This is a genomic window from Stagnihabitans sp. (assembly GCF_964946895.1).
Genome location: NZ_CBBQHX010000003.1, coordinates 92,730 through 119,531 on the forward strand (window position 1 = coordinate 92,730; position 26,802 = coordinate 119,531).

Genomic DNA, 26,802 nt, shown 5'->3' on the forward strand with positions numbered 1-26,802 from the left:
GCTTTTGCCAAATTGCTTCCGGCTTTTGCAGATATGCTGGCCGAAGCACCCTCGTTTCTGGCGCTATCGCCGGAAGGGCTCTGGACCTAACGCGTTGCGCGAGGAAGGCAGAAGATGCATGCCATGTGGTGACGGAACCCGGGGGCCGCCCCGGTCCGATTCGCTTATGCCCCAGGCGCTTGCAGGAGACCCGAATGAACACGATGACCAATGACCTGAGCGGCGTGATCGCTGCCGACCGTGCCCATGTCTGGCACCATCTGAGCCAGCACAAGCAGTATGAATCCATCGACCCCCGCGTGATCGTGGAAGGCAAGGGCCTGCGGGTCTGGGACGCCAAGGGCAAGGAATACATCGACGCGGTCTCGGGCGCGGTCTGGACCGTGAACGTCGGCTATGGCCGTGAATCCATTGCAAAAGCCGTCAGCGACCAGCTGATCAAGATGAACTACTTCGCAGGGTCCAACGGGTCGGTTCCCGGCGCCTTGTTCGCGGAAAAGCTGATTTCCAAGATGCCGGGGATGACGCGGGTCTATTATTCCAACTCTGGCTCGGAAGCCAACGAGAAGGTGTACAAGATGGTGCGCCAGATCTCGCACCGTCACCATGGCGGCAAGAAGAACAAGATCCTGTACCGCGAGCGCGACTATCACGGCACGACGATTGCCGCTTTGGCGACCTCGGGTCAGGCCGAGCGCGCCATGCAGTACGGCCCCTACCCCGAGGGGTTCGTGATGGTGCCGCACTGCCTTGAGTACCGCAAGCAGTGGGATGTCGAGAACTATGGTGAGCGGGCGGCCAATGCCATCGAAGAGGTCATCCTGCGCGAAGGCCCCGATACCATCGGCGCTTTGGTGCTGGAGCCGGTGACCGCTGGCGGTGGTGTGATCGTACCGCCGAAGGGCTATTGGGAGCGGGTGCAGGAGATCTGCAAGAAATACTCGATCCTCTTGCACATCGACGAAGTGGTCTGCGGCGTGGGCCGGACCGGTGTGTGGTTCGGCTATCAGAACTACGGCATCAAGCCGGATTTCGTGACGATGGCCAAGGGCGTGGCGTCGGGCTATGCGGCAATTTCCTGCACCGTGACGACGGAAGAAGTCTTCGCGATGTTCAAGGACGACGCGGCCGACCCGCTGAGCTATTTCCGCGACATCTCGACCTTTGGCGGCTGCACGGCGGGTCCGGCTGCGGCGCTGGAGAACATGCGGATCATCGAGGACGAGAACCTTCTGGACAACACGCTGCGCATGGGGGCGCGGACGATTGCGAACCTCAAGGCCTTGATGGAAAAGCACAAAGTGATCGGCGATGTGCGGGGTGCCGGCCTGTTCTGCGGCGCTGAACTGGTGGCCGACCGGATCACCAAAGAGCCTGCGAACGAGAAGATGGTGGCCGCGGTCGTGGCCGATTGCAACGCCAATGGCGTGATCATCGGGATGACCAACCGCTCGATCCCCGGGTTGAACAACACGCTGTGCCTGTCGCCCGCGCTGATTGCCACGGCGGATGACATCGATGCGATCACCGGGGCCATCGACAATGCCTTGACCCGGGTTTTTGGCTGAACCGGCTGGGGGGGGATCACACCCCCCAGACCCCCCGTGGGATATGGATGGACCAGTGAAAGGGGGCGCGGTCGAAGGGCTGCGCCCCTTGACTTTTCAGGGGCTTGCAGGGCCAATCGGCTGTCTGGAGGACCCGATGGCCACGATCCCGCCCGAAGCCTTTGTCCTGCCCGCTGCCGAGCGCGGCAGCTTGCAGCAGCGCATCCGGCAGATGGTGACCGAGGGGGTTCTGGCGGGGCGGTTTCGGCCGGGGGCGAAGATGCCCTCCTCGCGCGGGTTGGCGGCGCATCTGCAGGTCAGCCGTTTGACGGTGACGCTGGCTTACGCCGAACTGGTGGCGCAGGAATACCTTTCGGCCGCCGGGCGGTCGGGCTACTTCATTTCGGAAAATGCGCCTTTGGCCAATGAGTTACCGGCGCAAGCGGTGCGGGCGGAGGCGGCGGAGTTTGGCCGGATTGCCGGGCGCTTTTCCGGGCGGCGCGGGGTGGAGCGGCCTGATGACTGGGAGGGGTATCCCTATCCCTTCATCTACGGGCAGGCGGATGCCAGTTTGTTTGACCACCAGAACTGGCGCCTGTGTGCCGTCAGGGCCTTGGGACGGCGCGATTTTACCGCGATGACGGCGGATTATTATGAACGGGAAGACCCGCTGCTGATCGAGCATCTCTTGCGGCAGATCCTGCCCAAGCGCGGCATTGCGGCGCGGGAGGATGAGGTTTTGCTGACCATGGGCGCGCAGAATGCGCTGTGGCTGGCGGTGGCCTGCCTGCTGGGGCCGGGGCGCAAGGCTGCGATGGAAAACCCGGGATATCCGGGACTTAGGGCGATTTTGGGGGCCAGTGGGACCGAGGTTCTGTCGGTGGATGTCGATGCCGATGGCTTGCCGCCGGATGCCATTCCTGCGGGGGTGGATGTTGTGTTTACCACCGCGAGCCACCAATGCCCGACCAATGCGACCATGCCGGTGGAGCGGCGGCGGGCGCTGTTGGAGGCGGCGGGGCGGGATGGGTTTGTCATCGTGGAAGATGATTATGAGTTTGAGATGAGCTTCCTCAAGCCCGTCAGCCCTGCCTTGAAATCGCTCGATGCGGAGGGGCGGGTGGTTTATGCGGGCTCCTTCTCCAAGAGCGTGTTTCCGGGGATGCGGCTGGGCTATCTTGTTGGTCCGCCTGGATTTATTCGTGAGGCGCGGGCGCTGCGGCTGATGTCTTTGCGCCATCCGCCGGGCCATATCCAGCGCACCATGGCCTATTTCCTGAGCCTTGGGCACTACGATGCGCTGATCAACCGGATGCGTTCGGCCTTCCGGCGCAGGCGGCAGGTGATGGAAGAAAGCATTGCCGCGCATGGGCTTAGCGTGGCGGGGCAGGGCGGGTTTGGCGGGTCGAGCTTCTGGATGCGGGCGGCGGTGGACACCGAGGATCTGGCGGCGCGGCTGCGTGCCGATGGTGTGCTGATCGAACCGGGGCGAACCTTCTTTGATCCCGGGCGCGAGGACCGGTTTCATTATCGGCTGGGCTATGGCTCGATCGCGGTGGGCAAGATCCCGGAGGGTGTTGCGCGGATTGCGCGGGCGCTGGGGGGGTGACGGGCTGCGCGAATCGGGCGGGATTTCCAAGGTTAATGCGGGAAATCAGGGGCTTGGGCGCGTAAGGTTTGCGTCATTTCTCTGTAGGTTTGGCGTCATTTTTTTGGCGCTACAGAGCGTCCCGCGCCGGGGGGTTAACGCAACGGTCGCGGCCGGGCGGGGCGCTTTGGGAAGCATCCCGACCGATGGGGCGTGTCTGGCGTTATTGCCAGACCATCTCTGGACCTAAGGCGCTGCGGCGGCTAGGGATAGAACCCGGCCAAAGCCTTGAAGGAGCACACCCATGCGCATGACCACCGAAGAAGCCTTTGTCAAAACCCTGCAGATCCACGGCATCGAACATGTCTTCGGCATCATCGGCTCGGCCTTCATGCCGATCAGCGACATTTTCCCGAAAGCCGGGATCAGCTTCTGGGACTGCGCCCATGAAGGCTCTGGCGGGATGATGGCGGATGGGTTCACCCGGGCGTCTGGCCGCATGTGCATGATGATTGCGCAGAATGGGCCGGGGATCACCAACTTTGTGACGGCGGTCAAGACGGCCTACTGGAACCACACACCCCTGCTGTTGGTGACGCCGCAGGCGGCCAACAAGACCATCGGGCAGGGGGGCTTCCAGGAAGTCGAGCAGATGAACCTGTTCAAGGACATGGTCTGCTATCAGGAAGAGGTGCGCGACCCATCGCGTATGGCGGAAGTGCTGAACCGGGTGATCATGAACGCCAAGCGGATGTCTGCGCCGGCGCAGATCAACGTGCCGCGGGATTACTTCACGCAGGTGATTGATATTGAATTGCCGCGGGTGGTGGAGTTTGAACGGCCCACGGGCGGTGATCATGCGCTGGCGGAGGCTGCGGCGCTGCTGTCGTCTGCCAAGTTCCCGGTCATCCTGAACGGCGCGGGCGTGGTGCTGGCGGGGGCCATTCCAGCCTCGATGGCTTTGGCGGAGCGGTTGGATGCGCCGGTTTGCGTGGGGTATCAGCATAACGACGCGTTTCCGGGTTCGCATCCTTTGTTCGCGGGGCCTTTGGGCTACAACGGCAACAAGGCCGGGATGCAGTTGATTGCGCAGGCGGATGTGGTGCTGTGTCTGGGGACGCGGCTCAACCCGTTCTCGACCCTGCCGGGGTATGGGTTGGATTATTGGCCGAAAGAGGCCAAGATCATTCAGGTGGATATCAACCCGGCGCGGATTGGGCTGACCAAGAAGGTGGCTGTCGGGATCGTGGGCGATGCCAAGGCGGTGGCCGAGGGCATTCTGGCGCGGCTGGCGAAGTCGGCGGGGGATGCGGGGCGGGTGGCGCGGCGCGATCTGATTGGCGCGACCAAGAGCCGTTGGGCGCAGGAACTGGCCTCGATGGACCACGAGCAGGATGACGTGGGCACCACCTGGAATGAGCGGGCGCGGGCAGCCAAGCCGGAGTGGATGTCGCCGCGCATGGCGTGGCGGGCCATTCAATCGGCCTTGCCGAAGGAGGCGATCATTTCGTCGGACATCGGCAACAACTGTGCCATCGGCAACGCTTATCCGACGTTTGAGGCGGGGCGGAAGTATCTGGCTCCCGGTTTGTTCGGGCCTTGCGGCTATGGGTTGCCTTCGGTTGTGGGGGCCAAGATCGCTTGCCCGGATACGCCGGTTGTGGGCTTTTCGGGCGACGGGGCGTTTGGCATTGCGGTGACGGAACTGACGGCGATTGGCCGTGAGGAATGGCCGGCGGTGACGCAAGTCGTCTTCCGCAACTACCAGTGGGGCGCGGAAAAGCGCAACTCGACCCTGTGGTATGACGACAACTTCGTGGGGACCGAGTTGGACACTGGCGTGTCTTATGCCGGGATTGCCAAGGCCTGCGGGCTGCAAGGGGTTGTGGCGCGGACGATGGAAGAGCTGACCGAGGCGCTGCGGAAGGCGATTGACGATCAGATGAACCACGGCAAGACCACCCTGATCGAGGCGATGATCAATCAGGAATTGGGCGAGCCGTTCCGCCGCGATGCGATGAAGAAGCCGGTTGAGGTGGCGGGAATCTCCAAGGCCGATATGCGGCCGCAGCAGGTGTAGGATGCGCTACGATCTGGCGATTGTCGGGGCGGGGATACTGGGGCTGGGGCATGCTTTGGCGGCGTCCCGGCGCGGTTTGTCGGTTGTGGTGATTGATCGCGAGACGGAGGCGATTGGCGCCTCGGTCCGCAACTTCGGGTTTGTCACGGTGACGGGGCAGCAGGCGGGGGATTGCTACCGCCGGGCGATGCGGTCGCGCGATGTGTGGGAAGAGGTGGCACCCAAGGCTGGCATTCCGGTGGAGCATCAGGGCTTGCTGGTGGTCGCCCAGCGGCCTGAGGCGATGGACTGCCTTGAGGCTTTCATGGCCACCGAGATGGGGCAGGGGTGTCATCTTCTGACGGCGGCGGAGACGGTGGCGCAGCATGGCGCGGTGTTGTCGGGCAAGCCTGTGCAGGGGGCTTTGTGGTCTGCCCATGAGCGGCGGGTGGAAAGCCGGTTTGCCATTCCGAAGCTGGCGGCGTGGATTGAAAGCCTTGGTGTGACCTTTCTGCGCCGGACGTTGGTGAAGGAAGTGCAGGCGGGGCGGGTGCTGACGACCTCGGGTGTGGTTGAGGCCAAGCAGGTCGTGGTCTGCCCGGGCGATGACATGCTGACGCTGTACCCGGAGGTGATCGCGCGCCATCAGATCACGCGGTGCCGGTTGCACATGATGAAGGTGATGCCGGCGCGGCCGATCACGCTGCCGGGGTCGATCATGTCGGATCAAAGCCTGTTCCGGTACTTGGGCTATTCGGAACTGCCGGAGTCCGAGCCGATCAAGGCGCGGCTGCGGGCCGAGCAGCCGAGGACTTTGGCCGAGGGCATCCATCTGATTGTCGTGCAGGGCTCCGACGGTGGGCTGATTGTCGGGGATAGCCACCATTACGACTGGTCGCCCTCGCCCTTCCAGCGGGCCGAGGTGGATGATCTGATCATGGACGAACTGCATCAGGTGCTGAACGTGCCGGGGGCGCAGATCACCGAGCGGTGGAACGGGACTTACGCGTCGGGGCCGGAAACCATGATGCGGGAAACGATTGACGAACAGACACGGCTGGTGATCGTCACCTCTGGCACCGGGGCATCGACCTCGTTCGCCATTGGCGAGGAAACCATCGCAGAAATCTACGGGAGAGCGTGATGCTGAGAGCGGCGGTATTCGATTGGGCGGGCACGGTGATTGACCATGGTTCGCAGGCGCCGATGGGGGTTTTCGTTGCGACCTTCAAGCAGTTCGGTGTGGAGATTTCCGTGGCCGAGGCCCGTGGTCCGATGGGCATGGCCAAGCGTGATCACATCAAGACGCTGATGAGCCAGCCGCGGATTGCGGCGGCTTGGAAGGTGGCGCAAGGGGCTGCGCCGGATGAGGCGGCGATTGACCGGGTCTATGAGGTGTTCGTGCCGATGAACGTGGAAGCGGTCACCGATTACTGCACGATGATTGCGGGCGCTGTGCCTGCGGTCAACCGGATGCGGGCGCGCGGGATGAAGATCGGCTCTACCACCGGATATACGCGGTCGATCATGGCCAAGGTGCTGCCTTTGGCTGCGGCGCAGGGCTATGAGCCGGACAATCTGGTCTGTGCGGGCGATCTGGCCGAGGGGCGGCCCTCGGCCATGATGATGTACCGGACTTTTCTGGACCTTGGGGTCTGGCCTGCGCATACGGTTGTGAAGGTGGATGACACCGGCGTTGGCATTGCCGAGGGGCTGAATGCGGGCTGCTGGACGGTGGCGGTGGCGGTGTCAGGCAATGCGTTCGGGCTGAACCCGGCGGAGACGGCGGCGCTGAGCCCGGCCGAGTTTGCTGTGATGAAGGCCAAGGCCTATGCCGATCTGCGCCTGACCGGGGCGCATTATGTGATTGATTCCGTGGCGGATATTGACTGGGTTCTGGACGAGATCGAGGGTCGTCTGGTGCGCGGCGAGCGCCCGTGACGCTGCCGTTTGACCTGTCGGTCGTCGGGCTGATCTGGATCGCCGTGACCGTGCTGGTCGCGGGCTTCGTGCGCGGCTATTCCGGCTTTGGCTTTTCGGCGCTGACTATCGCCTCTTCGGCCCTTGTCACCAACCCGCTGCATTTCGTCGCCGTTGTGGTCCTGTGGGAGATGGTGATGACGCTGCAGGCCTTGTCCGGCATAAGGCAGGACATCGACTGGCGGCGCGTGGGCCTTCTGCTGGCCGGGGCGGTGATTGGCATGCCTTTGGGGATCTGGGCCTTGACCTCGATCTCGGAGAACGCGGCGCGGGCGGTGATTTCGGCCTATGTGCTGGGGATGAGCCTTGTGCTGCTGGCGGGCTGGCAGTTGAAGGGGCGGGTCGGGCCTTTGGCGAATTTCGGGGCGGGCATCGTCTCGGGGCTTGCCAATGCGCCGGGGATGGGGGGGCTGCCGGTTGCGGCCTTCTTTGCGGCGCAGGGCATCGCGCCAGCGGTGTTCCGGGCGACGCTGGTGGCCTATTTCCCGATGCTGGACCTGTATTCCGCGCCGATCTACTGGTGGAACGGCATGGTGACTTGGGACACGGTGAAGATCGGGATTGTGGGACTGCCGTTGGTTTTCCTGGCCAACTGGCTGGGAAGCCGCCACTTCCTGCGCACCGATCCGCAGGATTTCCGGCGCTTTGCCATTCTCTTGCTGGCGGGGTTGGCGTTGATGGGTCTTCTGAAGTCGGTGTTCTGATGCTTTTGGTCGTCAACGCAGGCTCTTCGTCGCTGAAACTCGCGGTGTTTGATGCGGGTCTGGGGCAGGTGGCGCAGGCGCGGGCGGAACGGATCGGGTCGGGCGGTGCTGCGGACCATCTGGAGGCGTTGAGTGCCGGGCTGGCGGAGATGGGGGTTGATCCTGTGCGGCTTACGGCGGCCGCGCATCGGGTCGTGCATGGGGGCGCGGGGTTGACGGCGGCGGCGCGTGTGACGCCGGCTGTCGTCGAGGGGATACGGGCGTGTATCCCCTTGGCGCCCTTGCACAATCCGGCCAATCTGGCGGGGATCACGGCTTTGGCGGCCTTGGCGCCGGAGTTGCCCCAATACGCCAGCTTCGATACGGCGTTTCATGCGACCAATCCAGCGGTGGCGGTGCGCTATGCCTTGCCTGCGCAGGCCGAGGCGGCGGGGCTGCGGCGTTACGGGTTTCATGGGCTGAGCTATGCCAGTCTGGTGCGCAAGCTGCGCGAGGCGGGTGAGGTGCCGGCCCGGGTTCTGGCGCTGCATCTGGGGAATGGGGCCTCGCTTTGCGCCATACTGGCGGGGCGGTCGGTGGCGACGACGATGGGATACTCGCCCTTGTCGGGGCTGACGATGGGGACGCGGACCGGTGATATCGACGGCAACGCGGTGCTGCGGTTGGCGGAGCTGCATGGGGTGGAGGAGGCTTCGCGGCTTCTTAACAAAGCCTCCGGCCTGTTGGGGTTGGGTGGGGCTTCGGACATGCGGGCCTTGCATGCGGCGGGGACGGAAGAGGCGCGGTTTGCGGTGGCGCATTTCTGCTATTGGGCGGTGCGGCACGCGGGCAGCATGATTGCCGCGATGGGGGGGCTGGACGCCATCGCCTTCACCGGGGGCATTGGGGAAAACGATGCGGTGGTGCGGGCGGCGATTGCCGAGGGGTTGGCTTGGGCGGGGCAGGCTCCGGTTCTGATCATCCCGGCCGAGGAAGAAAAGCAGATCGCCGCCGAGGCCCTGGCCTTGATGCAGGCGTAAGATCGTTCCCGATATCTGCGGTTTGTCGGGAAAATCACCTAGCAAATCCCGGAAACCTCAAGATATTGTTCCGGGGAAAAGAAGCAGAGGATCGCCATGAACGCGCCCATCCTGAACACCTCGCCGGCGGTGTCTGACGAGGTCCGCAAGACCACCTGCTACATGTGCGCCTGCCGCTGCGGGATCAACGTGCATCTGAAGTCGGGGAAAGTGTCCTATATCGAGGGCAACCGCGATCATCCGGTGAACAAGGGAGTGCTGTGCGCCAAGGGGGCCAGCGGCATCATGCAGGTGACGGCGCCGTCCCGCTTGCAGCATCCGTTGAAGCGGGTGGGGCCGCGCGGGTCGGGGGCGTTTGAGGAGATTTCCTGGGAAGAGGCGCTTAGCCTCGCCGTGTCGTGGATGAAGCCGCTGCGCGAGACGGCGCCCGAGAAGCTGGCGTTTTTCACCGGGCGGGATCAGAGCCAGTCTTTCACCGGCTGGTGGGCGCAGGCGTTCGGCACGCCAAACTATGCGGCGCATGGCGGGTTTTGTTCGGTCAACATGGCGGCGGGCGGGATTTACACCATCGGTGGGGCGTTCTGGGAATTCGGCCAGCCGGATTGGGAGCGCACCAAGCTGTTCGTGATGTTTGGCGTGGCGGAGGATCATGACTCCAACCCGATCAAGATCGGGCTTGGCAAGCTGAAGGGGCGGGGGGCGCGGGTGATTGGCGTCAACCCGATCCGCACCGGCTATAATGCCATTGCCGATGACTGGTATGGCATTACGCCGGGGACGGATGGGCTGTTGATCCTGTCGCTGATCCATTGCCTGCTGGCGGCGGGCAAGGTCGATCTGGACTATCTGGCGCGCTGGACCAATGCGAGTTTGCTGGTGAATGAGGCGGAGGGGCCGGAGAAGGGCCTGATCCTGAAGAATGCCGAAAGCCAGCCCTTTGTGATTGACCGGCGGACTGGGCAGCCTGCGCCTTGGGACGGCAAGGGCGTTCAGCCGGATTTGGGCGCGGTGTGGCAGGGGCATCGGACGGTGTTCCAGCATATGGCGGAGCGGTATCTGGCGGACGACTATGCGCCGGAGGCGGTGGCGGCGCGCTGCGGGATTGCAGCCTCGCGCATTCGCGGGTTGGCGGCGGAATTGGCCGATGTGGCCTTCAATCAGGCCATCGAGATCAAGCAGAAGTGGACGGATTTCCGGGGCGACAGCCATGAGACGATGCCGGGCCGTCCGGTGAGTTTCCACGCCATGCGCGGGATTTCGGCGCATTCCAACGGCTTTCAGACCGCCCGTGCGCTGCATCTGTTACAGATTGTGCTGGGGACGGTGGAAACTCCCGGTGGCTATCGGTTGAAGCCGCCGTATCCCAAGCCCGTTGAGGCACATCCGACGCCGCATTTCGTGACAGCTCCGGGCAAGGCCTTGTCGGGGCCGCACTTGGGCTATGTGCGCGGGCCAGAGCAGTTGGCGCTGAAGGAGGACGGCTCTCCGGCGCGGATCGACAAGGCGTTTACCTGGGAGAATCCGTTTAGCGCCCATGGGTTGATGCATATGCTGATCCCGAACGCCCATGCGGGCGATCCGTACCGGATCGACACGCTGTTTCTGTATATGGCCAACATGGCGTGGAATTCGTCGATGAACACGACGAAGGTCATGGAGATGCTGACGGACAAGGATGCGTCGGGGGACTATGTGATCCCGCGGATCATCTATTCGGATGCCTATGCGTCAGAGATGGTGGCCTATGCCGACCTGATCCTGCCGGATACGACCTATCTGGAGCGGCATGATTGCATCTCGCTGCTGGACCGGCCGATTTCCGAGCCGGATGCGGCGGGGGACAGCATCCGCTGGCCGGTGACGGAACCTGACCGCAATGTGCGGGGGTTCCAGTCTGTGCTGCTGGACCTTGGGGCGCGGTTGGGTCTGGCGCCGATGGTCAGGGAAGATGGCTCGCCCAAGTTCAGGGATTATGCCGATTACATCCAGAACCATATCCGCCGTCCGGGTGTGGGGCCGCTGATCGGATTTAGGGGCGCGGATGGGACAAAGGAAGGGCGGGGCGAGGCCAACCCTGACCAGATCGCTGCCTATATTGCCAATGGCGGCTTCTATCAGGCGCATGTCCCGGAGGAGGCCTTGTTCTACAAGCCGTGGAACATGGCCTATCAGGATTGGGCGGTGAAAACCTCGTTCTATGAAAGCCCGCAGCCCTATCTGTTCAGCATCTGGTCGGAACCCATGCGCAAGTTCCAGCTGGCTGCCGAGGGGCATGGGAATATCCAGCCGCCGGATCATCTGCGCGCGCGGTTGAAGCAGGCGATGGACCCGCTGCCGATCTGGTATCCGCCGTTTGGCGATCTGGAGGCCAAGGGTTGGGGCTATCCGGTGCATGCGCTGACGCAACGTCCGATGGATATGTACCATTCGTGGGGCAGCCAGAACGCGTGGCTGCGCCAGATCCGGGGGCAGAACTTCCTGTATGTGCCGACCAAGATCTGGGAGGCCGAGGGGTTCAAGGACGGCGATTATGCGCGGGTGATTTCGCCCAATGGCGGGATCACTGTGCCTGTCGCGCATATGGCGGCGCTGAACGAGAATACGGTCTGGACCTGGAACGCGATTGGCAAGCGCAAGGGGGCCTGGGCGCTGGACGACGGGGCCAAGGAGGCGAATGAGGGGTTCTTGCTGAACCATCTGATTTCCGAACTGCTGCCGGAAAAGGGCGACGGCTTGCGCTATTCCAACTCTGACCCGGTGACGGGGCAGGCGGCGTGGTTCGACCTGCGGGTCAGGATCGAGAATGTCGGCCCGCAGGCCCATGCCTCGCCCGATTTCGAGCCGATCCCGAGGGTGGTGCCGCAGGGGAGGGACCGCGCATGAGGCCTTCCACGGCACGATTTTTCTCCGAAAAATCCGAGGTCGATCTTTCTGCGAAAGATCGGGAATTTTCGTGGAAAATTCGTTTAGATCAGAATTTTCGCAGAAAATTCTTTGGCTTGCAGGAGGTCGCATGACCCAACTTCCCACCCATACGGACAAGAAACTGGGTCTGGTCATCGACCTTGACACCTGTGTCGGCTGTCAGGCCTGTGTCACGGCCTGCAAGGGCTGGAACGATCAGGACGCAGGCTATGTCGGCGGGCTGTCCGATCAGGACCCCTATGGCGCGGACCCGTCGGGGGCGTTTCTGAACCGCGTCCACAGCTATCAGGTCCAGCCCGAGGAGGGCACCGCGCAGATCATCGCCTTCCCGCGATCCTGCCTACATTGCGAGGATGCGCCCTGCGTGCCGGTCTGCCCGACCGGGGCCAGCTACAAGCGGGTGGAGGACGGTATTGTGCTGGTCAACGAAGACGCCTGCATTGGCTGCGGGCTGTGTGCCTGGGCCTGCCCTTACGGCGCGCGGGAATTGGACCCGGCGCAGGGCGTGATGAAGAAATGCACGCTGTGTGTCGACCGCATCTATAACGAGAACCTGCCGGAAGAAGACCGCGAACCGGCTTGCGTGCGGACCTGCCCGACCTCGGCCCGGCATTTTGGCGACTTCGCCGATCCGGACAGCAAGGTGTCCAAACTGGTGGCAGAGCGGGGGGGCTATGACCTGATGCCGGACCTCAAGACCAAGCCCACCAACAAATATCTGCCGCCAAGGAAGAAGGATCGGCCGCAAGAGGCCTCGGTTCTGGCGCCGCTTTTGGACATCAAGGCCACCGGGTTTGCCGGCTGGCTCGACAAGGTACTGGGGAAGATCTGATGCATCCGGCACCTTCTGTCATCGCGTTCACGGTCCTGTCGGGCATGGGCTTTGGGCTTTTGGCCTTTCTGGGCCTGGGTCTGCCGGCGCCTTCGGGCTGGATGGCTTTCCTGCATTGGGGGCTTGGCTATGCGCTTGCCGTGGGCGGGCTGTCGGCCTCCACCCTCCACCTTGGCAACCCGCAACGGGCGCTGAAGGCGTTCAGCCAGTGGCAGACCTCGTGGCTGAGCCGCGAGGCGTGGACGGCGGTCGCCACCTTGGTTGTCTTCGCCCCGATGGCGCTGTCGGATATTTTCGGGCTGGGGCTGCCGCGTCTGGTGGGGCAGGTTGGCACGGTGCTGGCGGTGGCGACGGTCTTCACCACCTCGATGATCTATGCCCAACTGAAGACCGTGCCGCGCTGGAACAGTCCGACGACGCAGGGCCTGTTCTTCAGCTTCATGGCAACCGGAGGCGCCATCCTGTCGGGCAACGGCATGGCCGCGCTTGCCGGTTGCGTGCTGGTGGGTGCCGCCCTGCTGACGGCCTTCGCCGTGGGCGACAAGGCTTTCGGCAAGGCGGCGCAGACCATGGGCACCGCCACGGGCCTTGGTCGCATCGGCACGGTCAAGGTTTTCGAGCAGCCGCACACGCGCCCGAATTACCTGATGCGCGAGATGATCCATGTCGTCGCCCGCAAGCATTCTGAAAAGCTGCGCCTGATCGCCCTTGGCGCCAGTGCGGCCTTGCCCTTCCTGCTGCTTTTGCTGCCGGCAAGCCCCGCCCTTTTCGCCGTGATCGCCCTGATCCACCTGATCGGCGCCCTGACCGCGCGATGGCTGTTCTTCGCGGAAGCCGAGCATGTCGTGGGCCTGTACTACGGCCAACGCTAAGTCCGCTTGCCCTTCACCGAGGTTCAAATACCCCACGGGGGTGCGGGGGTGTGAAACCCCCGCTTGCGCCGCAGGGGCCAAATGCAACGGGCCGGGGATTGCTCCCCGGCCCGTGCCTTGTCGTGTCAGCGGAGGTTATTCCGAGAAGATCGACTTCTTGTGGGTCCCGTTCGGCACCAGCAGGGCACCGATGACCACGGTCACCAGCGCGATGGTGATCGGATACCAGAGCCCTGAGTAGATGTTGCCGGTCTGGGCCGAGATGGCCAGCACCAGCGCGGGCAGCAGGCCGCCGAACCAGCCGTTGCCGATGTGGTAGGGCAGCGACAGGCCCGAGTAGCGGATCCGGGTCGGGTAGAGTTCGACCAACTGGGCGGCGATCGGGCCGTAGACCATCGTCACCAAGAGGATCAGGTAGGTCAGCGTGATGATCACCGTCAGGTTCTGCGCCTTGAAGATGTCGCTGATCGAGGTGACCTTGGCCACGGTGGTGTTGTCGGCCGCAACCAGCGGATAACCCGCCGTCATCAGGGCCGCGTTCACGGCCTTCTCGAAGCCAGCCTTGACGCCCGAGGCGGCGGCCAGATCAGCGGCCGTCTTGTCGAAGGCGGCCAGCTGGTCTGCCGGAACCGCAGCGCGGGCTGCGTCAACGGCGGCCTGGGCCGGGGCAACCGCTGCCGTCGCCGTATCAAGGGCGGTTTGGGCGGTGGCTTTGGCGGTGTCGTCTGCCGCAGCCTTCAGCGCCTTGTCGGCGTCGGCGGCAGCGGTTTTGGCGGTGGCCAGCGCCTTGTTGGCGTCGGTCAGGGTTTTCAACAGAGCAGGGTCGATCGCAGCCTTGGCCGCATCGGCGGCAGCGGTAGCGGCAGCGATGTCGGCGGCGTTCTTGGTGCCGTCATAGGACGGGATCTCGGTCTCGCCGATCTTCACGCTGGCAAGGGTGCCGGCGGGCGCATCGACGGTGACCGAATTGGCCGAGCCCTTCAAGAGCAGCGCCTTCACGTTGTCGCAGCTGTGGGTGAACTTGGCGGTGCCGACCGGGTTGAACTGGAACGAGCAATCTGCCGGGTCAGCCGTCACGGTGATGACGGTTTGCTGGGCGGCGTAGAGGGCCGGGTTGGCCGTCTTGGTGATGAACTGGAACACCGGGAAGTAGGTGGCAGCAGCCAGAAGGCAGCCGGCCAGGATGATCGGCTTGCGACCGATCTTGTCGGACAGCCCGCCGAAGAACACGAAGCCCCAGGTGCCAAGCACCAGCGAGGCGGCGACGAAGACGTTGGCGGTGAAGCTGTCGATCTTCACGACCGATTGCAGGAAGGTCAGCGCGTAGAACTGGCCCGAATACCAGACCACCGCTTGGCCCATGGTCAGGCCGAACAGCGCGATCAAGGCGATCTTGGCGTTCTTCCATTGACCGAAGGCCTCGCGCAGCGGCGCTTTGGAGGCGGCGCCTTCGGCTTTCATCTTCTGGTAGACCGGGCTTTCCGACATGGTCATGCGGATATACAGCGAGACCAGCAGCAGGAAAGCCGACAGCAGGAACGGCACACGCCAGCCCCAGGCACTCCACGCCGGCAGGGTGACCGGGTTGCCCTTGGCATCCAGCGAGGCCAGACCGTCAAGACCGAACTGGGCCACGTTGGGGAAGTTGTTGTTGATGATCGGCGTCACTGCCAGAATGACGATCAGCGACAACAGAAGGCCGCCGGTGGCCGTGGTCTGGATGAACGAGGTGTAATAGCCGCGGCGGTTCTGCGGCGCGTGTTCGGCCACATAGACCGCAGCGCCCCCGTATTCCCCACCCAGCGCCAGACCTTGCAGCATGCGCAGGCCGATCAGGATGATCGGGGCCGCCATGCCCCAGCTTTGATAGCCGGGCAGAAGACCGACGAGGAAGGTCGAGGAGCCCATGATCAGGATCGTGACAAGGAAAGTATACTTCCGGCCGATCAGGTCGCCCAGCGAGCCGAACACCAGCGCGCCGAAGGGACGCACCAGAAAGCCTGCCGCGAAGGCCAAGAGTGCGAAGATGTTCCGCGCCGCTTCGGGGAAGGGCGTGAAGAACTGCGCGCCGATGAAGGCCGACAGCGAGCCGTAGAGGTAGAAGTCGTACCATTCGAAGATCGTGCCCATCGAGGAGGCCAGAATGACCTTCCTCTCGGCCGCGTTCATCGGACGTGAGCGGGTGCTCGCGTCTGAAGTTCCATATGCCATTGTGTCTCTCCCTTTGCGCCCGTCTTTGCGGGCATGTCCAACGCGCAACGTGATCGCGCGCCCTCCCTCCACCCGCCCTTTTCAGGGGGCGGGATCTTCGTGCCGATGCCGATCCCGCAGGGATCAGGCCCGGTTCATGCGATTTTCGATCAGGTCATCGACGACGGCGGGGTCTGCCAGCGTCGAGGTGTCGCCCAAGGCGGCAAAGTCGTTTTCGGCGATCTTGCGCAGGATGCGGCGCATGATCTTGCCGGAACGCGTCTTGGGCAGGCCCGGTGCCCACTGGATCAAGTCCGGTGTGGCGATCGGGCCAATCTCGGTGCGGACCCATTTGACGAGGTCCTTGCGGAGTTCTTCGGACGGTTCGATCCCCTTCATCAGGGTGACATAGGCGTAGATGCCCTGACCCTTGATGTCATGCGGGTAGCCGACCACGGCGCTTTCGGCCACTTTCGGGTGGGCGACCAGCGCGCTTTCCACTTCGGCGGTGCCAAGGCGGTGGCCCGAGACGTTCAGCACGTCATCGACGCGGCCGGTGATCCAGTAATAGCCATCCGCATCGCGGCGGCAGCCGTCGCCGGTGAAGTAGTAGCCGGGGTATTGCGCGAAATAGGCCTCCTCGAACCGCTTGTGGTCGCCCCAGAGCGTGCGCATCTGGCCCGGCCAGCTGTCGGCGATGCACAGCACGCCTTCGGTCGCGGTTTCGGGCAGGACATGGCCGTTGGCGGGGTCCAGCACCTCGGGCTTGATGCCGAAGAAGGGTTTGGTGGCGGAACCCGGCTTTTGCGGCACGGCACCCGGCAGGGGGGTGATGATGTGGCCGCCGGTTTCGGTCTGCCAGAAGGTGTCGACGATGGGGCAGTTGCCCTTGCCGATGTTCTTGAAATACCAGTTCCACGCTTCCGGGTTGATCGGCTCACCGACCGAGCCCAAGAGGCGCAGGGACGACAGGTCGTGCTTTTCGACCCATTCGGTGCCCATCGCCATCAGGCTGCGGATCGCGGTGGGGGCGGTGTAGAACTGGGTGACCTTGTGTTTTGCAATCACCTCCCAGAAGCGGCCGGCGTCGGGGAAGGTGGGGACGCCTTCGAACATCACGGTCGTGGCGCCATTGGCCAAGGGGCCGTAGACGATGTAGCTGTGGCCGGTGACCCAACCCACGTCGGCGGTGCACCAGAAGACATCGCCGTCATGGTAGTCGAAGGTCATCTCATGCGTCATGGCCGCATAGACCAGATAGCCGCCGGTGGTGTGGACAACGCCCTTGGGCTTGCCGGTGGAGCCAGAGGTGTAGAGGATGAACAGCGGGTCTTCGGCACCCATCTCGGCATAGGGGCAGTAGGGCGAGGCGTCGGCCATCTCGGCCTTGAGGTCGAAGTCGCGGCCATGGGTCCAGTGGGTTTCATCGCTGGTGTGCTTGACCACAAGGCATTGCACGTTGTCCTTGCAGTGCAGCAAGGCCTGGTCGGTGTTGGCTTTCAGGGGCGTACGCTTGCCGGCGCGGGGGCCGAAGTCTGCGGTGATGACGACCTTGGCTTCCGAATCGTTGATCCGGTTGGCCAGCGCGTCGGGCGAGAAGCCGCCGAAGACGATGGAATGGATGGCGCCGATCCGGGTGCAGGCCAGCATGGCGTAGGCCGCTTCCGGGATCATCGGCATGTACAGAACGACGCGGTCACCCTTGACCACGCCATGGGCGCGCAGGACGTTGGCCATGCGGCAGGTCTGTTCCAGAAGCTCGGCATAGGTGATGTGGCGCGACGGGGCTTTCGGATCATCCGGCTCCCAGATGATGGCGGTCTGGGTGGCGCGCTTGACCATGTGGCGGTCGATGCAGTTGGCGGACACGTTGGTCGTGCCATCCTCGAACCACTTGATCGAAACTTCGCCCAGTTTGAACGAGGTGTTCTTGACCCGGGTATAGGGCTTGATCCAGTCGATCCGGCGGCCTTCGACGCCCCAGAACGTCTCGGGGTCGGTCATCGAGGCCTCGTACCGCGCGGCATAGCCGGCCGGCGTGACATGGGCCTGAGATGTAAAGTCAGCAGTTGCGGTGTAAACCGTCGGTGCACGATCCGGCATGGTATCCCTCCCTTTCAGAAGCGCCGCCCCTTGTCCCCGGCGGCTGCCCCTAGTCGTCCTGTTCGCTGGTTCAAGTCTATCGCAGCTTTGGGTTTTCAAAAGCTACAATTTCTTTTCAAGTATACGACGGCATACAGTCTGGCAAACGTCGATTTGCCGCAGGGCGCTGCGCGGGGTAAGCTTCTGCCTGCGCACGACAATTTCGGGATCACGAAATTCTGGTGGCGCTAACAGAATGCTGGTCTGCGACAGGCCGCGACACTTTGCCCCACGGAATCTTCAGGACGGCTCTGGCGTATCCAGCGCCTCAAGCGTCGCAATATAGCGCACCAGCGGCGGTTCCAGCCCGGCTTTTTCCAGAATCCGCCGCTGCAGCGGGCGCACGCCCAACAGCACCATCTGACCGCCCTTGCGCTTGGTGCGCAGCGCCAAAAGGTCCAGCGCGCGGGCGCCAGAGCTGTCGACATAGTCGAGCGCGGTCAGGTCCAGCACGAAATGGCGCGGGTGCTCGGCGATCTGGTCCAGCACGGCCCCGGTCTGGGCGGCGGCCCCGAAGAAATAGGGGCCGGACAGGCGGACCACGACGCGGTCGGCGCGGTCTTCCTCTTCGTGGGTGTGGACGACCGAGCTTTGCGACATGCGCTGCAGGAAGACCAATCCGGCCAGCGCGAAGCCCACCACGATGCCCTCGGTCAGGTCGCGCAAGACGACCAGAAGGAAGGTGACCACGACGACCACAGCATCGCTGTGCGAGGTCTTGACCAGCATCACGAACTGCGACCGCGCGGCCATGTTCCAGGCCACCACGCTGAGAAGGCCGGCGAAGACGGCCATGGGCACGAAGCTGACCAGCGGCGCCAGCAGCATCATGAAGCCCAGAACGATGACCGCATGCAGCATGCCGGCCACCGGCCCCTTGGCCCCGGCGCTGTGGTTGGTGACGGTGCGCGCCACGGCGCCGGTGGTGTAGATGCCGCCGAACAGCGCGACGACGATATTGGCGGCGCCCTCGGCAAACAGTTCAATCGCGGGGCGGTGGCGGTTGCCCGACAGGCCATCGGCGACCTGCGCCGACAAAAGCCCGGTGATGGCGCCCAAGAGGCTGAACTGCAGGGCGAAGGGCAGGGCGGCGCGGATCATCGGGAGCGACAGGTCAGGCAGGGCCGGGGCGGGCAGAAAGCGCGGCAGGGTGCCGAAACGGTCACCCACCAGTTCGATCGGCAGGCCGATGGCCCGGACGATCAGGCTGAGGCCCACGACGGCGATCAGCATGTTGGGCCAATGCGGCCGCCATTGCTTGATGACCGGCAGCGCGACGATGGTCAGCGTGGCCACGCCGATGGCCGCCGGCGTCAGGGTGTCGCGCGCGGCCCACAGGACAGCCAGCTTGTCCAGCACGGCGGGCGGTTCGGGCACCGTCAGGGTCAGGCCCAGAAGCTCTTTGATCTGGCTGGTGAAGATGATCACCGCGATGCCCGAGGTGAAGCCGATCGTCACCGGATAGGGCAGGAATTTGATGTAGTTGCCCAGCTTCAGCGCCCCGGCGGCCATCAGGATGAAGCCCGACAGGAAGGTGGCCACCATCAGCCCCGGCACCCCGATCTGCGATACGCAGGCCGAGACACCGACGATGAAGGCCCCGGCCGGCCCGCCGATCTGATAGCGCGATCCGCCCAGCAGCGAGACAAGAAAGCCGCCGATGATGGCAGTGAACAACCCGCGTTCCGGCCCGACGCCCGAGGCGATGGCGATGGCCATCGACAGGGGCAGCGCCACGATGGCGACCGACAGGCCCGCCATGGCATCGGCGCGCAGGTCGGACCAGCGGTAGCCCTCGCGCAGGACGGTGACGATCTTGGGAAGGAATTCCAGCGCCTGGCTTTGTGTGGAACGCAACGAACGCAGTTCGGTCATTCTAGGTTGCCCCCGTCTCCGGGGCTCCGGTCATGGGCACAGGACAATCCTGCGGGTGTCCAGCAAAGAACGGGCAGCGGAATGCGTCAGGTGCAAGGGTCTGGATCAATCCTTAGACGAAAGGATCATCCGGATACCTGACCTGTGTCAAGTAAAGCCCTTGCGGCGGGGCGACCGGGCCGCAGGCGGCGCGGCTGCGGGCGGCCAAGGCGGTGGCGATGCGCTGGGCCGGCCAACTGCCCGCGCCAACGAGGGCCAGCGAGCCAACGATGGAGCGCACCTGATTGTGCAGGAAGGATCTTGCGCGCAGGCGGATCTGGATCTCGCGGCCCGAGGGGGTGGCAAGTTCGGTCACGGTCACCTCGTCCATCGTCTTCACCGGGCTGTTGGCCTGACAGAGCGAGGAGCGGAAGGTGGTGAAATCGTGATGCCCGATCAGGTGATTGGCACCGTCCTGCATGGCCTGGGCGTCAAGCCCCGGCAGCACATGCCAGACCCGGCCCTTGTCCAGCACGGGCCCGGCGCGGCGGCACAGGATGCGGTAGAGGTAACGCCGCTCGATCGCGGAAAAGCGGGCGTGGAACGCATCGGGCACCCGCGCGCAGGCGACGACGGCCACCGGGGCCTCGCGCAGGTGGTAGTTCAGGGCCTGCGACAGGCGGAAGGGGTCCCAGTCCTTGTGCAGGTCGATGTGGGCGACCTGGCCGGTGCCATGCACCCCGGTGTCGGTGCGGCCGGCGGCGGCGATGGTGTGGGGGCCGGGCTCCAGCCGCGCCAGCGCCTCTTCGATCGTGTGCTGCACGGTGGGCTGGCCGAGGGATTGGCGCTGCCAGCCGTTGAACGGGGTGCCGTCGTATTCGATCTTCAGGGCAAAGCGGGGCATATGCTGGTCCAAGCCGGGGGTTTCACGCCCCCCGAAGCGTCTCAAGAGCGGGGGTTTCACACCCCCGCGCCCCCGTGGGATATTTGGGCCTGAATGAAGGTGATGGCGGCGGTTTAGTCGCTTGGCGGCGGTTTCGCAACCGGGGGCTGTCATTGTGGGCCGGCGTGCCTATGTAGGGGGCAGAGGGTGAGGGGGCTGCGGTGTGAGTGTTTCCGATCTGGCAGACGATCTGTGGCGCGGGCTTGAGGCCTTGGCCTTGCCCGCTCCGGTGATCCGGCTGGGGGTGACGGGCTTGAGCCGGGCGGGCAAGACGGTGTTCATCACCAATCTGGTGGCGAATTTGCTGGAGCGGGGGCGGATGCCGCAACTGACCGCGCGCGACCGGATCGAGGCGGTCTATCTGCAGCCGCAGCCTGACATGACGCTGCCGCGCTTTGCCTTTGAAGATCATCTGGCGGCGATGACCGGCGATACGCCGCGCTGGCCGCAGTCGACGCGGGCGGTGAGCGAGTTGCGGCTGAGCTTTCGGGTCCGGGGGCGCGGGTTTCTGGGCGGCCTGACCGGGCCAAGGGTGCTGCATGTTGATATCGTCGATTATCCGGGCGAGTGGCTCTTGGACCTCTCGCTTCTGGACAAGTCTTACGAGGATTGGGCGGAAGGCGTGCTGGGCCGGATTGCCAAGCGGGCGGAGGCGGCGGCGTTCATGGCCCTGGCGCGGGCCGAGGATGGCGCTTTGGCGCTGGACGAGCCCAAAGCCATGGCCTTGGCGGCCAGCTTCACCGGCTATCTGGAGGCGGCGCGGGCGGCGGGCTGGGCCGATTGCACGCCGGGGCGGTTCTTGCTGCCGGGCGATCTTGCGGGGTCTCCGGTGCTGACCTTTGCGCCGTTGCCCCGGCCCGCGACGGCGGGGCGCGGCAGTCTTTACGCCGAGATGCAGGTGCGGTTCGAGGCCTACAAGGCGCAGGTGGTGCGGCCCTTCTTCAAGGATCACTTTGCCCGGATCGACCGGCAGGTGGTGCTGGTCGATGTGCTGGGCGCGATCCATCAGGGGCCGCGCGCGGTGGAAGACCTGCGGCGCACCATGGCCGAGGTGCTGGCGGCGTTTCGGCCCGGGCAGAATGGCTGGCTGGACTGGATCCTGGGCGGGCGGCGGGTGGAGCGGATCCTGTTTGCCGCGACCAAGGCGGACCATCTGCACCACCGTCAGCATGCCGCCTTGACGGCGATCACCGGGGCGCTGCTGCGCGATGCCAAGGCGCGGGCCGATTTCGCCGGGGCCGAGACAATGGCCCTGTCGCTGGCCAGCCTGCGCACGACGGTAGAGGAAGAGATCACACGCGTGGGCGAGACGCTGGACGCGGTGCGCGGGCGGTTGGCGGATGGCCGGGTGGTGGCGATGTATGCCGGGGAATTGCCGGGCGATCCCGGCCGCATCCTGGCCCCGGCGCGGGACGGGGCCGAGACCTGGCTGGACGCGGATTTCGCGCTGATGGGCTTTGCGCCGTCGCGGGCGATGCGCAAGCCGGGGGAGGGGCCGCCGCATATCCGGCTGGACCGGGCGGCGGAGTTTCTGATCGGAGACCGGCTGTGATCCGCGCCGCCGAAGACAGCGATCTGCCCAGGCTGGCCGAGATCCTGGGCGATTGGTGCCGCGATACGTCCTGGCTGCCGAAACGGCACACGCGGGCGCAGGATTTGGGGTTCCTGGGCGAACTTTTCCGCCTGTCGACCCTGCGGGTGATCGGGCGGCCCGCCTTGGGGTTCCTGTCACGGCAGGGGGCGGAGGTCGATGCGCTGTATCTGGCACCGCAGGCCCGGCGGAAAGGCTACGGTCGGGCGTTGATGGCAGAGGCCATGGCTGAGGAACCTGTGCTGCGGCTTTGGGCCTTTGAGGCCAATCATGCGGCGCGGGCATTTTATGCCGCGCTGGGCTTTGTCGAGGTTGGCCGCACCGATGGCGACAATGACGAGGGCCTGCCCGATGTCAGGCTGGAATGGAGACGCGATGGCGCTGCATCCTGAAGACAAGCTGAAAGGCCCGGCGCTGATCGAGGTCGAGGGCGACGTTTCGCCCGAAAGCTTCATCGAGACGCCGCAGGGGCGCGCGATGGAGGGTGTGCGGCGTCTGGCCTCGCGCCGCGCCTCGGCGTTCACGCGCTTTGCGGGATGGGTGTTCGGCAGTCTGTTCTCGCTGGTGCTGACGGTGGCGGCGTGGAACTTTGTCGCCGGGCTTTTTGCCGCCAATCCCTGGCTGGGCGGCTTGGCAACCGTGCTGCTGGTGCTGGCTTTGGGGATCGTTCTGGTGCTGGTGGCAGGAGAGGTGCTGGCCTTCTTGCGCCTGTCGCGGCTGGACAGCATCCGGCTGCAGGCGATCCATGCGGCCGAGGCGGGCGATCTGGCGGCGGCGCGCGCTGTGCTGGGGCGGCTGGAGGCGCTTTATGCCAAGCGCGAGCCGATGGCCTGGGCGCGGGCGCGGCTGGCCGAACGACAGGGCGAGGTGCTGGACGCCGACGCGCTGTTGCGGCTGGCAGAGGTCGAACTGATCCTGCCCCTCGATGACCTTGCCAAGGCCGAGGTGGAGGCGGCCGCGCGGCAGGTGGCGACGGTGACGGCGCTGATCCCGCTGGCGCTGGCGGATGTGGCGACGGCGCTGGTGTCAAACCTGCGGATGATCCGCCGGGTGGCCGAGATCTATGGCGGACGGGCAGGGTCGCTGGGCTCGTGGCGCCTGTTGCGGCGGGTGTTCCTGTCGCTGGTGGCCACCGGGGCGGTGGCGCTGACCGATGATCTGCTGGGGTCCTTTGCCGGGGGCGGCATCCTGTCCCGGCTGTCAAGGCGCTTTGGCGAGGGCGTGGTCAATGGCGCGCTGACAACGCGGGTGGGGGTGGCCGCGATGGAGATCTGCCGGCCCTTGCCCTTTGTCGCGGTGGAGCGGCCGGGGGTGTCGGCCACGGTAAGCCGCGCCTTGGCGGGCCTGTTCGGCGCCAAGGATGGCGCTTGAGGACATGGGGGCGGATTGTCCCTTCCGGCTGCGGCCGGGGGGACCCGTAGCGCCCCCCCGCGGGCGGCGCCCGGCGAACTGCCGCAGCGTATTTGGCACGGTGCAAGGGAAAAGGGCCCTTTTCTTGCGCTTGCTCCTTGGCAAATACTCTCGGGGGCACGGGGGCAGACGGCCCCCGCCGGCGTCAAAGGGCGACCGGCTGGGAAGAGGCAGGAGCGGCAAAGCGGCCGTGCCTTGCCATCAGCTGCGAAATTTCTGCGCCAGTTTTTGCAAGGCAGACAAAGGGCTTGGCGTGGGTTCTTCCACCGGGGCCTGAACTTTGACCGGCGCGGGCCGTCCCGTTTCGGGCGCCTCGCGGGGGGGCTTGCGCTGTGGTGTGGTGCGCAGGGCGACGGTGTTCATGAACTTGGCCTCGTCGCCGCGCGCCAGATCCTCGGCCCCGTCCGAAAGGCCTTGCAGGAGCGGTTCCAGCCAGTCGCGATCGGCCTTGGCGAAGTCGTGCAGCACATAGCCCGCGACGGCGTCCTTGTGGCCGGGATGGCCGATGCCAAGGCGCACGCGTGCATAGGCCTCACCCAGATGACCGTGGATCGAGCGCAGGCCATTATGCCCGGCATGTCCGCCCGCCAGCTTGTGGCGCAGCTTGCCGGGGGCCAGATCCAACTCGTCATGGAAGACCACGACATCGGCCAGCGGCAGCTTGTGAAAGGTCACCGCGGCCTGCACCGCTTGGCCGGAGTTGTTCATGAAGGTGTCGGGCTTGAGCAGGATGACCTTGTCGCCCGCCAGTCGGCCCTCGGACACCAGCCCGTGAAAGGCCTTCCGCCAGGGGCCGAAGCCATGGTCGGCGGCGATGCGGTCCAGCGCCATGAAGCCGATGTTGTGGCGGTGCCCGGCATATTCGGGCCCCGGATTGCCCAGACCAACGAAGAGTTTCATGTGTCCCCTGCCGATGCGGGCTGCGCTGGGTGCCAGTTTAGCCAAGGCCAGTCTGGCCGAAGCCAGTTTAGCCAAAAGAAAGCGGGCGGCAATGAATTGCCGCCCGTTGTCACGATCAATCCTGAAGCGATCAGGCTTCGGCTTCCGCCGACACCAGACCGGCCGGAGCCGCGATGTTGGCGACCACGAAGTTCTTCTCCACGATCGGCTTGGCGCCTTCGGGCAGGATGATGTCGCTGAGGTGGATGACGTCGCCGATGTTCTTGCCGGTCAGATCGACGGTGACGTGATCGGGGATATCGCCCGCGAGCACTTCAAGGTTGATTTCCGGATGCACCACGGTCAGCGTGCCGCCGCGCTTGAGGCCCGGGGCAGCATCGTGGTTGATGAAGGTCACATGGATGTGCAGTTCGATGCGCGAGGCATCGTTCAGGCGCATGAAATCCACGTGGGTCGGCAGATCGCGGACCACATCGCGCTGAACGCCACGGCAGACGACGTGCACGTCGTCATGGCCCGGAACCTTCAGGTTGAACAGGGTCTGCAGGAAGCGACCGGCTCTGAGGTGTTTCACAAGGTAGTTGTACCCGACGTTGATCGCAATCGGCTCTTGGCCGTTGCCATAAACGATTCCCGGTACCAGTCCATCACGGCGAGCTTGGCGGGCGGCCCCCTTGCCTGTCCCCGCACGGACCTCGACGTTCAGATCATTGATCTGGCGTGCCATAGGTATTCTCCTGTTATAGTCCGCCATCCTCCAAGGGTGCATGGCGCGACCGGGGCGCTATAGCGGGGAACGCGCGGGATGGGAAGGGGCAATGGCGGCCTTTGCCCGTGGTTGCGCAGGTCTGATCCCGCCCAGAGGCGTCGCATCGGTGGCAAAGGCACCGGCGGCTGCGAATCGACGGTCTTGCGGCGTCGTGCGATCCCGGTCGCAGCGCAGCGGGCCTGCGATCCCCTGAGGCTGACCCCGTTGCGCGCCATTGGCAAGGCGCAAGGGCAGAACCTGTGCCCTTGCGCCTTGCCAATGACGCCCCGCCCAGCGTCTTGACCCGAGCCGGTTGGCGGCACGCCAGAGGCGAGACAAAAGCCTTGCGCGCCTTGCGCGCGCCTTTGGATCCGGGGCCGGCAACAAATGGCCACGCTTGCTTGAGTTTCGCCCAAGGCGTGGCTACACAACAGGGGACAAGGATTGAGGGGACTTCCATGCGCATCCATAGCGATCTGGCTGACACGATTGGCAACACGCCGCTTCTAAAGCTCAAGCGGGCGTCGGAGCTGACCGGATGCACCATCCTTGGCAAATGTGAATTCCTCAACCCGGGCCAGTCGGTCAAGGACCGGGCTGCGCTTTACATCATCAAGGACGCCGTGGCCAAGGGCCTGTTGAAGCCGGGTGGCACCATTGTCGAAGGCACGGCGGGCAACACCGGGATTGGCCTGGCGCTGGTGGGTGCCAGCATGGGGTTCCGCACCGTCATCGTCATTCCCGAGACGCAATCTCAGGAAAAGAAAGACATGCTGCGGCTGGCCGGGGCCGAACTGGTGCAGGTGCCGGCCGTTCCCTATCGCAACCCCAACAACTATGTCCGCTATTCGGGCCGTCTGGCCGAGGCCTTGGCGCGGACCGAACCCAATGGCGCAATCTGGGCCAACCAGTTTGACAACGTGGCCAACCGCCAGTCCCATATCGAGACGACTGGCCCCGAGATCTGGGACCAGACCGGTGGCAAGGTCGACGGTTTCATCTGCGCCGTGGGTTCGGGCGGGACGCTGGCGGGTGTCGGCATGGCATTGCAGCCCAAGGGCGTGAAGATCGGTCTGGCCGATCCCGAAGGTGCGGCGCTGCATGCCTTCTATACCACCGGCAAGTTCGAAAGCCCCGGCACCTCGATCACCGAAGGCATCGGGCAGGGGCGGATCACCGCCAATCTGGAAGGCTTCACGCCGGATTACAGCTACCGCATTCCGGATGCCGAGGCGCTGCCTCTGGTCTTCGAGATGCTGGAGGATGAGGGGATCTGCCTTGGCGGCAGTTCGGGCATCAACATTGCCGGCGCGATCCGCATGGGGCTTGAGATGGGGCCGGGCAAGACGATCGTCACCATCCTGTGCGATTATGGCAACCGCTATCAAAGCAAGCTCTACAACCCGACCTTCCTGAAGGAAAAGGGCCTGCCGGTGCCGAAATGGCTGGACCGGGCGCCGTCGAACATTCCGACGGTGTTTGAGGACGCATGACAGGG

20 protein-coding genes are annotated in these 26,802 nt (G+C 64.7%); 14 read left to right on the forward strand and 6 right to left on the reverse strand.

Annotation, left to right across the window (positions count from 1 at the left end):
* The first annotated feature begins 194 nt into the window (after positions 1 to 194).
* From tpa to AC1Y2B_RS02850, 10 genes are all read left to right on the forward strand, one after another.
* Positions 195 to 1,568, forward strand: a complete 1,374-nt coding sequence (gene tpa, locus AC1Y2B_RS02805; RefSeq protein ID WP_482251532.1) for a hypotaurine--pyruvate aminotransferase Tpa — start codon at positions 195 to 197, stop codon at positions 1,566 to 1,568.
* A 136-nt stretch (positions 1,569 to 1,704) separates the two neighbouring features.
* On the forward strand, positions 1,705 to 3,156 hold the full coding sequence (locus AC1Y2B_RS02810; RefSeq protein WP_482251533.1) for an aminotransferase-like domain-containing protein: 1,452 nt from the start codon (positions 1,705 to 1,707) through the stop codon (positions 3,154 to 3,156).
* Between the two features lie 283 nt (positions 3,157 to 3,439).
* Positions 3,440 to 5,215 carry a sulfoacetaldehyde acetyltransferase gene (xsc, locus tag AC1Y2B_RS02815; protein ID WP_482251534.1) on the forward strand — a complete coding sequence of 592 codons (1,776 nt, stop codon included), beginning with the start codon at positions 3,440 to 3,442 and terminating at the stop codon, positions 5,213 to 5,215.
* 1 nt (position 5,216) lies between these two features.
* Positions 5,217 to 6,338, forward strand: a complete 1,122-nt coding sequence (locus tag AC1Y2B_RS02820) for a TIGR03364 family FAD-dependent oxidoreductase (RefSeq protein ID WP_482251535.1) — start codon at positions 5,217 to 5,219, stop codon at positions 6,336 to 6,338.
* On the forward strand, positions 6,338 to 7,135 hold the full coding sequence (phnX, locus tag AC1Y2B_RS02825; RefSeq protein ID WP_482251536.1) for a phosphonoacetaldehyde hydrolase: 798 nt from the start codon (positions 6,338 to 6,340) through the stop codon (positions 7,133 to 7,135). The genes AC1Y2B_RS02820 and phnX overlap by 1 nt, the downstream gene beginning before the upstream one ends.
* Positions 7,132 to 7,878 (forward strand): sulfite exporter TauE/SafE family protein, encoded by a 747-nt coding sequence (locus AC1Y2B_RS02830; protein WP_482251537.1) that lies wholly within the window; start codon positions 7,132 to 7,134, stop codon positions 7,876 to 7,878. Before phnX ends, AC1Y2B_RS02830 begins: the two co-directional genes overlap by 4 nt.
* Entirely contained in the window at positions 7,878 to 8,897 is a 1,020-nt protein-coding gene (locus AC1Y2B_RS02835; RefSeq protein WP_482251538.1) for an acetate/propionate family kinase, read from the forward strand. The genes AC1Y2B_RS02830 and AC1Y2B_RS02835 overlap by 1 nt, the downstream gene beginning before the upstream one ends.
* Before the next feature lie 96 nt (positions 8,898 to 8,993).
* Positions 8,994 to 11,780: a molybdopterin oxidoreductase family protein gene (locus AC1Y2B_RS02840; protein ID WP_482251539.1), complete on the forward strand. Its 2,787-nt coding sequence runs from the start codon at positions 8,994 to 8,996 to the stop codon at positions 11,778 to 11,780.
* Positions 11,781 to 11,910: 130 nt separating this feature from the next.
* Positions 11,911 to 12,654 carry a 4Fe-4S dicluster domain-containing protein gene (locus AC1Y2B_RS02845; RefSeq protein WP_482251540.1) on the forward strand — a complete coding sequence of 248 codons (744 nt, stop codon included), beginning with the start codon at positions 11,911 to 11,913 and terminating at the stop codon, positions 12,652 to 12,654.
* Positions 12,654 to 13,526, forward strand: a complete 873-nt coding sequence (locus AC1Y2B_RS02850) for a dimethyl sulfoxide reductase anchor subunit family protein (RefSeq protein ID WP_482251541.1) — start codon at positions 12,654 to 12,656, stop codon at positions 13,524 to 13,526. The genes AC1Y2B_RS02845 and AC1Y2B_RS02850 overlap by 1 nt, the downstream gene beginning before the upstream one ends.
* Before the next feature lie 135 nt (positions 13,527 to 13,661).
* Here AC1Y2B_RS02850 and AC1Y2B_RS02855 read toward each other — a convergent pair whose 3' ends face one another.
* The 4 genes from AC1Y2B_RS02855 to truA form a co-directional block, all read right to left on the reverse strand.
* Entirely contained in the window at positions 13,662 to 15,737 is a 2,076-nt protein-coding gene (locus AC1Y2B_RS02855; RefSeq protein ID WP_482251542.1) for an MFS transporter, read from the reverse strand.
* Between the two features lie 123 nt (positions 15,738 to 15,860).
* Positions 15,861 to 17,819 (reverse strand): acetate--CoA ligase, encoded by a 1,959-nt coding sequence (gene acs / locus AC1Y2B_RS02860; RefSeq protein WP_482251543.1) that lies wholly within the window; start codon positions 17,817 to 17,819, stop codon positions 15,861 to 15,863.
* 279 nt (positions 17,820 to 18,098) lie between these two features.
* On the reverse strand, positions 18,099 to 19,733 hold the full coding sequence (locus AC1Y2B_RS02865; protein WP_482251544.1) for a SulP family inorganic anion transporter: 1,635 nt from the start codon (positions 19,731 to 19,733) through the stop codon (positions 18,099 to 18,101).
* Between the two features lie 112 nt (positions 19,734 to 19,845).
* Positions 19,846 to 20,616, reverse strand: a complete 771-nt coding sequence (truA, locus tag AC1Y2B_RS02870) for a tRNA pseudouridine(38-40) synthase TruA (RefSeq protein WP_482251545.1) — start codon at positions 20,614 to 20,616, stop codon at positions 19,846 to 19,848.
* A 202-nt stretch (positions 20,617 to 20,818) separates the two neighbouring features.
* Between truA and AC1Y2B_RS02875 the strand changes: the two genes are divergently transcribed.
* The 3 genes from AC1Y2B_RS02875 to AC1Y2B_RS02885 are packed head-to-tail and all read left to right on the forward strand — an operon-like array spanning position 20,819 to position 23,617.
* Complete coding sequence (locus AC1Y2B_RS02875) at positions 20,819 to 22,207, forward strand: YcjX family GTP-binding protein (RefSeq protein WP_482251546.1); 1,389 nt, start codon at positions 20,819 to 20,821, stop codon at positions 22,205 to 22,207.
* Positions 22,204 to 22,638, forward strand: coding sequence for a GNAT family N-acetyltransferase (locus tag AC1Y2B_RS02880; protein WP_482251547.1), 435 nt, complete (start codon positions 22,204 to 22,206; stop codon positions 22,636 to 22,638). The genes AC1Y2B_RS02875 and AC1Y2B_RS02880 overlap by 4 nt, the downstream gene beginning before the upstream one ends.
* Complete coding sequence (locus AC1Y2B_RS02885) at positions 22,622 to 23,617, forward strand: YcjF family protein (protein ID WP_482251548.1); 996 nt, start codon at positions 22,622 to 22,624, stop codon at positions 23,615 to 23,617. The genes AC1Y2B_RS02880 and AC1Y2B_RS02885 overlap by 17 nt, the downstream gene beginning before the upstream one ends.
* A 240-nt stretch (positions 23,618 to 23,857) precedes the next feature.
* Here the strand turns inward: AC1Y2B_RS02885 and pth are convergent, their stop codons facing one another.
* Together pth and AC1Y2B_RS02895 are read right to left on the reverse strand one after the other, a co-directional pair.
* Complete coding sequence (gene pth / locus AC1Y2B_RS02890) at positions 23,858 to 24,556, reverse strand: aminoacyl-tRNA hydrolase (protein WP_482251549.1); 699 nt, start codon at positions 24,554 to 24,556, stop codon at positions 23,858 to 23,860.
* Between the two features lie 130 nt (positions 24,557 to 24,686).
* Positions 24,687 to 25,283 (reverse strand): 50S ribosomal protein L25/general stress protein Ctc, encoded by a 597-nt coding sequence (locus AC1Y2B_RS02895; RefSeq protein WP_482251550.1) that lies wholly within the window; start codon positions 25,281 to 25,283, stop codon positions 24,687 to 24,689.
* A 479-nt stretch (positions 25,284 to 25,762) separates the two neighbouring features.
* Here AC1Y2B_RS02895 and AC1Y2B_RS02900 point away from each other — a divergent pair, with 479 nt between their 5' ends.
* A complete protein-coding gene (locus tag AC1Y2B_RS02900) occupies positions 25,763 to 26,797 on the forward strand; it encodes a cysteine synthase A (RefSeq protein ID WP_482251551.1) in 1,035 nt (344 codons plus the stop codon).
* Positions 26,798 to 26,802: the final 5 nt, after the last annotated feature.

What these genes read in the sequence shown, in the direction of transcription:
- tpa (WP_482251532.1), top strand. Translation starts at nt 195, where the DNA reads ATGAACACGATGACCAATGACCTGAGCGGCGTGATCGCTGCCGACCGT.
- AC1Y2B_RS02810 (WP_482251533.1), top strand. Translation starts at nt 1,705, where the DNA reads ATGGCCACGATCCCGCCCGAAGCCTTTGTCCTGCCCGCTGCCGAGCGC.
- xsc (WP_482251534.1), top strand. Translation starts at nt 3,440, where the DNA reads ATGCGCATGACCACCGAAGAAGCCTTTGTCAAAACCCTGCAGATCCAC.
- AC1Y2B_RS02820 (WP_482251535.1), top strand. Translation starts at nt 5,217, where the DNA reads ATGCGCTACGATCTGGCGATTGTCGGGGCGGGGATACTGGGGCTGGGG.
- phnX (WP_482251536.1), top strand. Translation starts at nt 6,338, where the DNA reads ATGCTGAGAGCGGCGGTATTCGATTGGGCGGGCACGGTGATTGACCAT.
- AC1Y2B_RS02835 (WP_482251538.1), top strand. Translation starts at nt 7,878, where the DNA reads ATGCTTTTGGTCGTCAACGCAGGCTCTTCGTCGCTGAAACTCGCGGTG.
- AC1Y2B_RS02840 (WP_482251539.1), top strand. Translation starts at nt 8,994, where the DNA reads ATGAACGCGCCCATCCTGAACACCTCGCCGGCGGTGTCTGACGAGGTC.
- AC1Y2B_RS02845 (WP_482251540.1), top strand. Translation starts at nt 11,911, where the DNA reads ATGACCCAACTTCCCACCCATACGGACAAGAAACTGGGTCTGGTCATC.
- AC1Y2B_RS02850 (WP_482251541.1), top strand. Translation starts at nt 12,654, where the DNA reads ATGCATCCGGCACCTTCTGTCATCGCGTTCACGGTCCTGTCGGGCATG.
- AC1Y2B_RS02855 (WP_482251542.1), bottom strand. Translation starts at nt 15,737, where the DNA reads ATGGCATATGGAACTTCAGACGCGAGCACCCGCTCACGTCCGATGAAC.
- acs (WP_482251543.1), bottom strand. Translation starts at nt 17,819, where the DNA reads ATGCCGGATCGTGCACCGACGGTTTACACCGCAACTGCTGACTTTACA.
- AC1Y2B_RS02865 (WP_482251544.1), bottom strand. Translation starts at nt 19,733, where the DNA reads ATGACCGAACTGCGTTCGTTGCGTTCCACACAAAGCCAGGCGCTGGAA.
- truA (WP_482251545.1), bottom strand. Translation starts at nt 20,616, where the DNA reads ATGCCCCGCTTTGCCCTGAAGATCGAATACGACGGCACCCCGTTCAAC.
- AC1Y2B_RS02885 (WP_482251548.1), top strand. Translation starts at nt 22,622, where the DNA reads ATGGCGCTGCATCCTGAAGACAAGCTGAAAGGCCCGGCGCTGATCGAG.
- pth (WP_482251549.1), bottom strand. Translation starts at nt 24,556, where the DNA reads ATGAAACTCTTCGTTGGTCTGGGCAATCCGGGGCCCGAATATGCCGGG.
- AC1Y2B_RS02895 (WP_482251550.1), bottom strand. Translation starts at nt 25,283, where the DNA reads ATGGCACGCCAGATCAATGATCTGAACGTCGAGGTCCGTGCGGGGACA.
- AC1Y2B_RS02900 (WP_482251551.1), top strand. Translation starts at nt 25,763, where the DNA reads ATGCGCATCCATAGCGATCTGGCTGACACGATTGGCAACACGCCGCTT.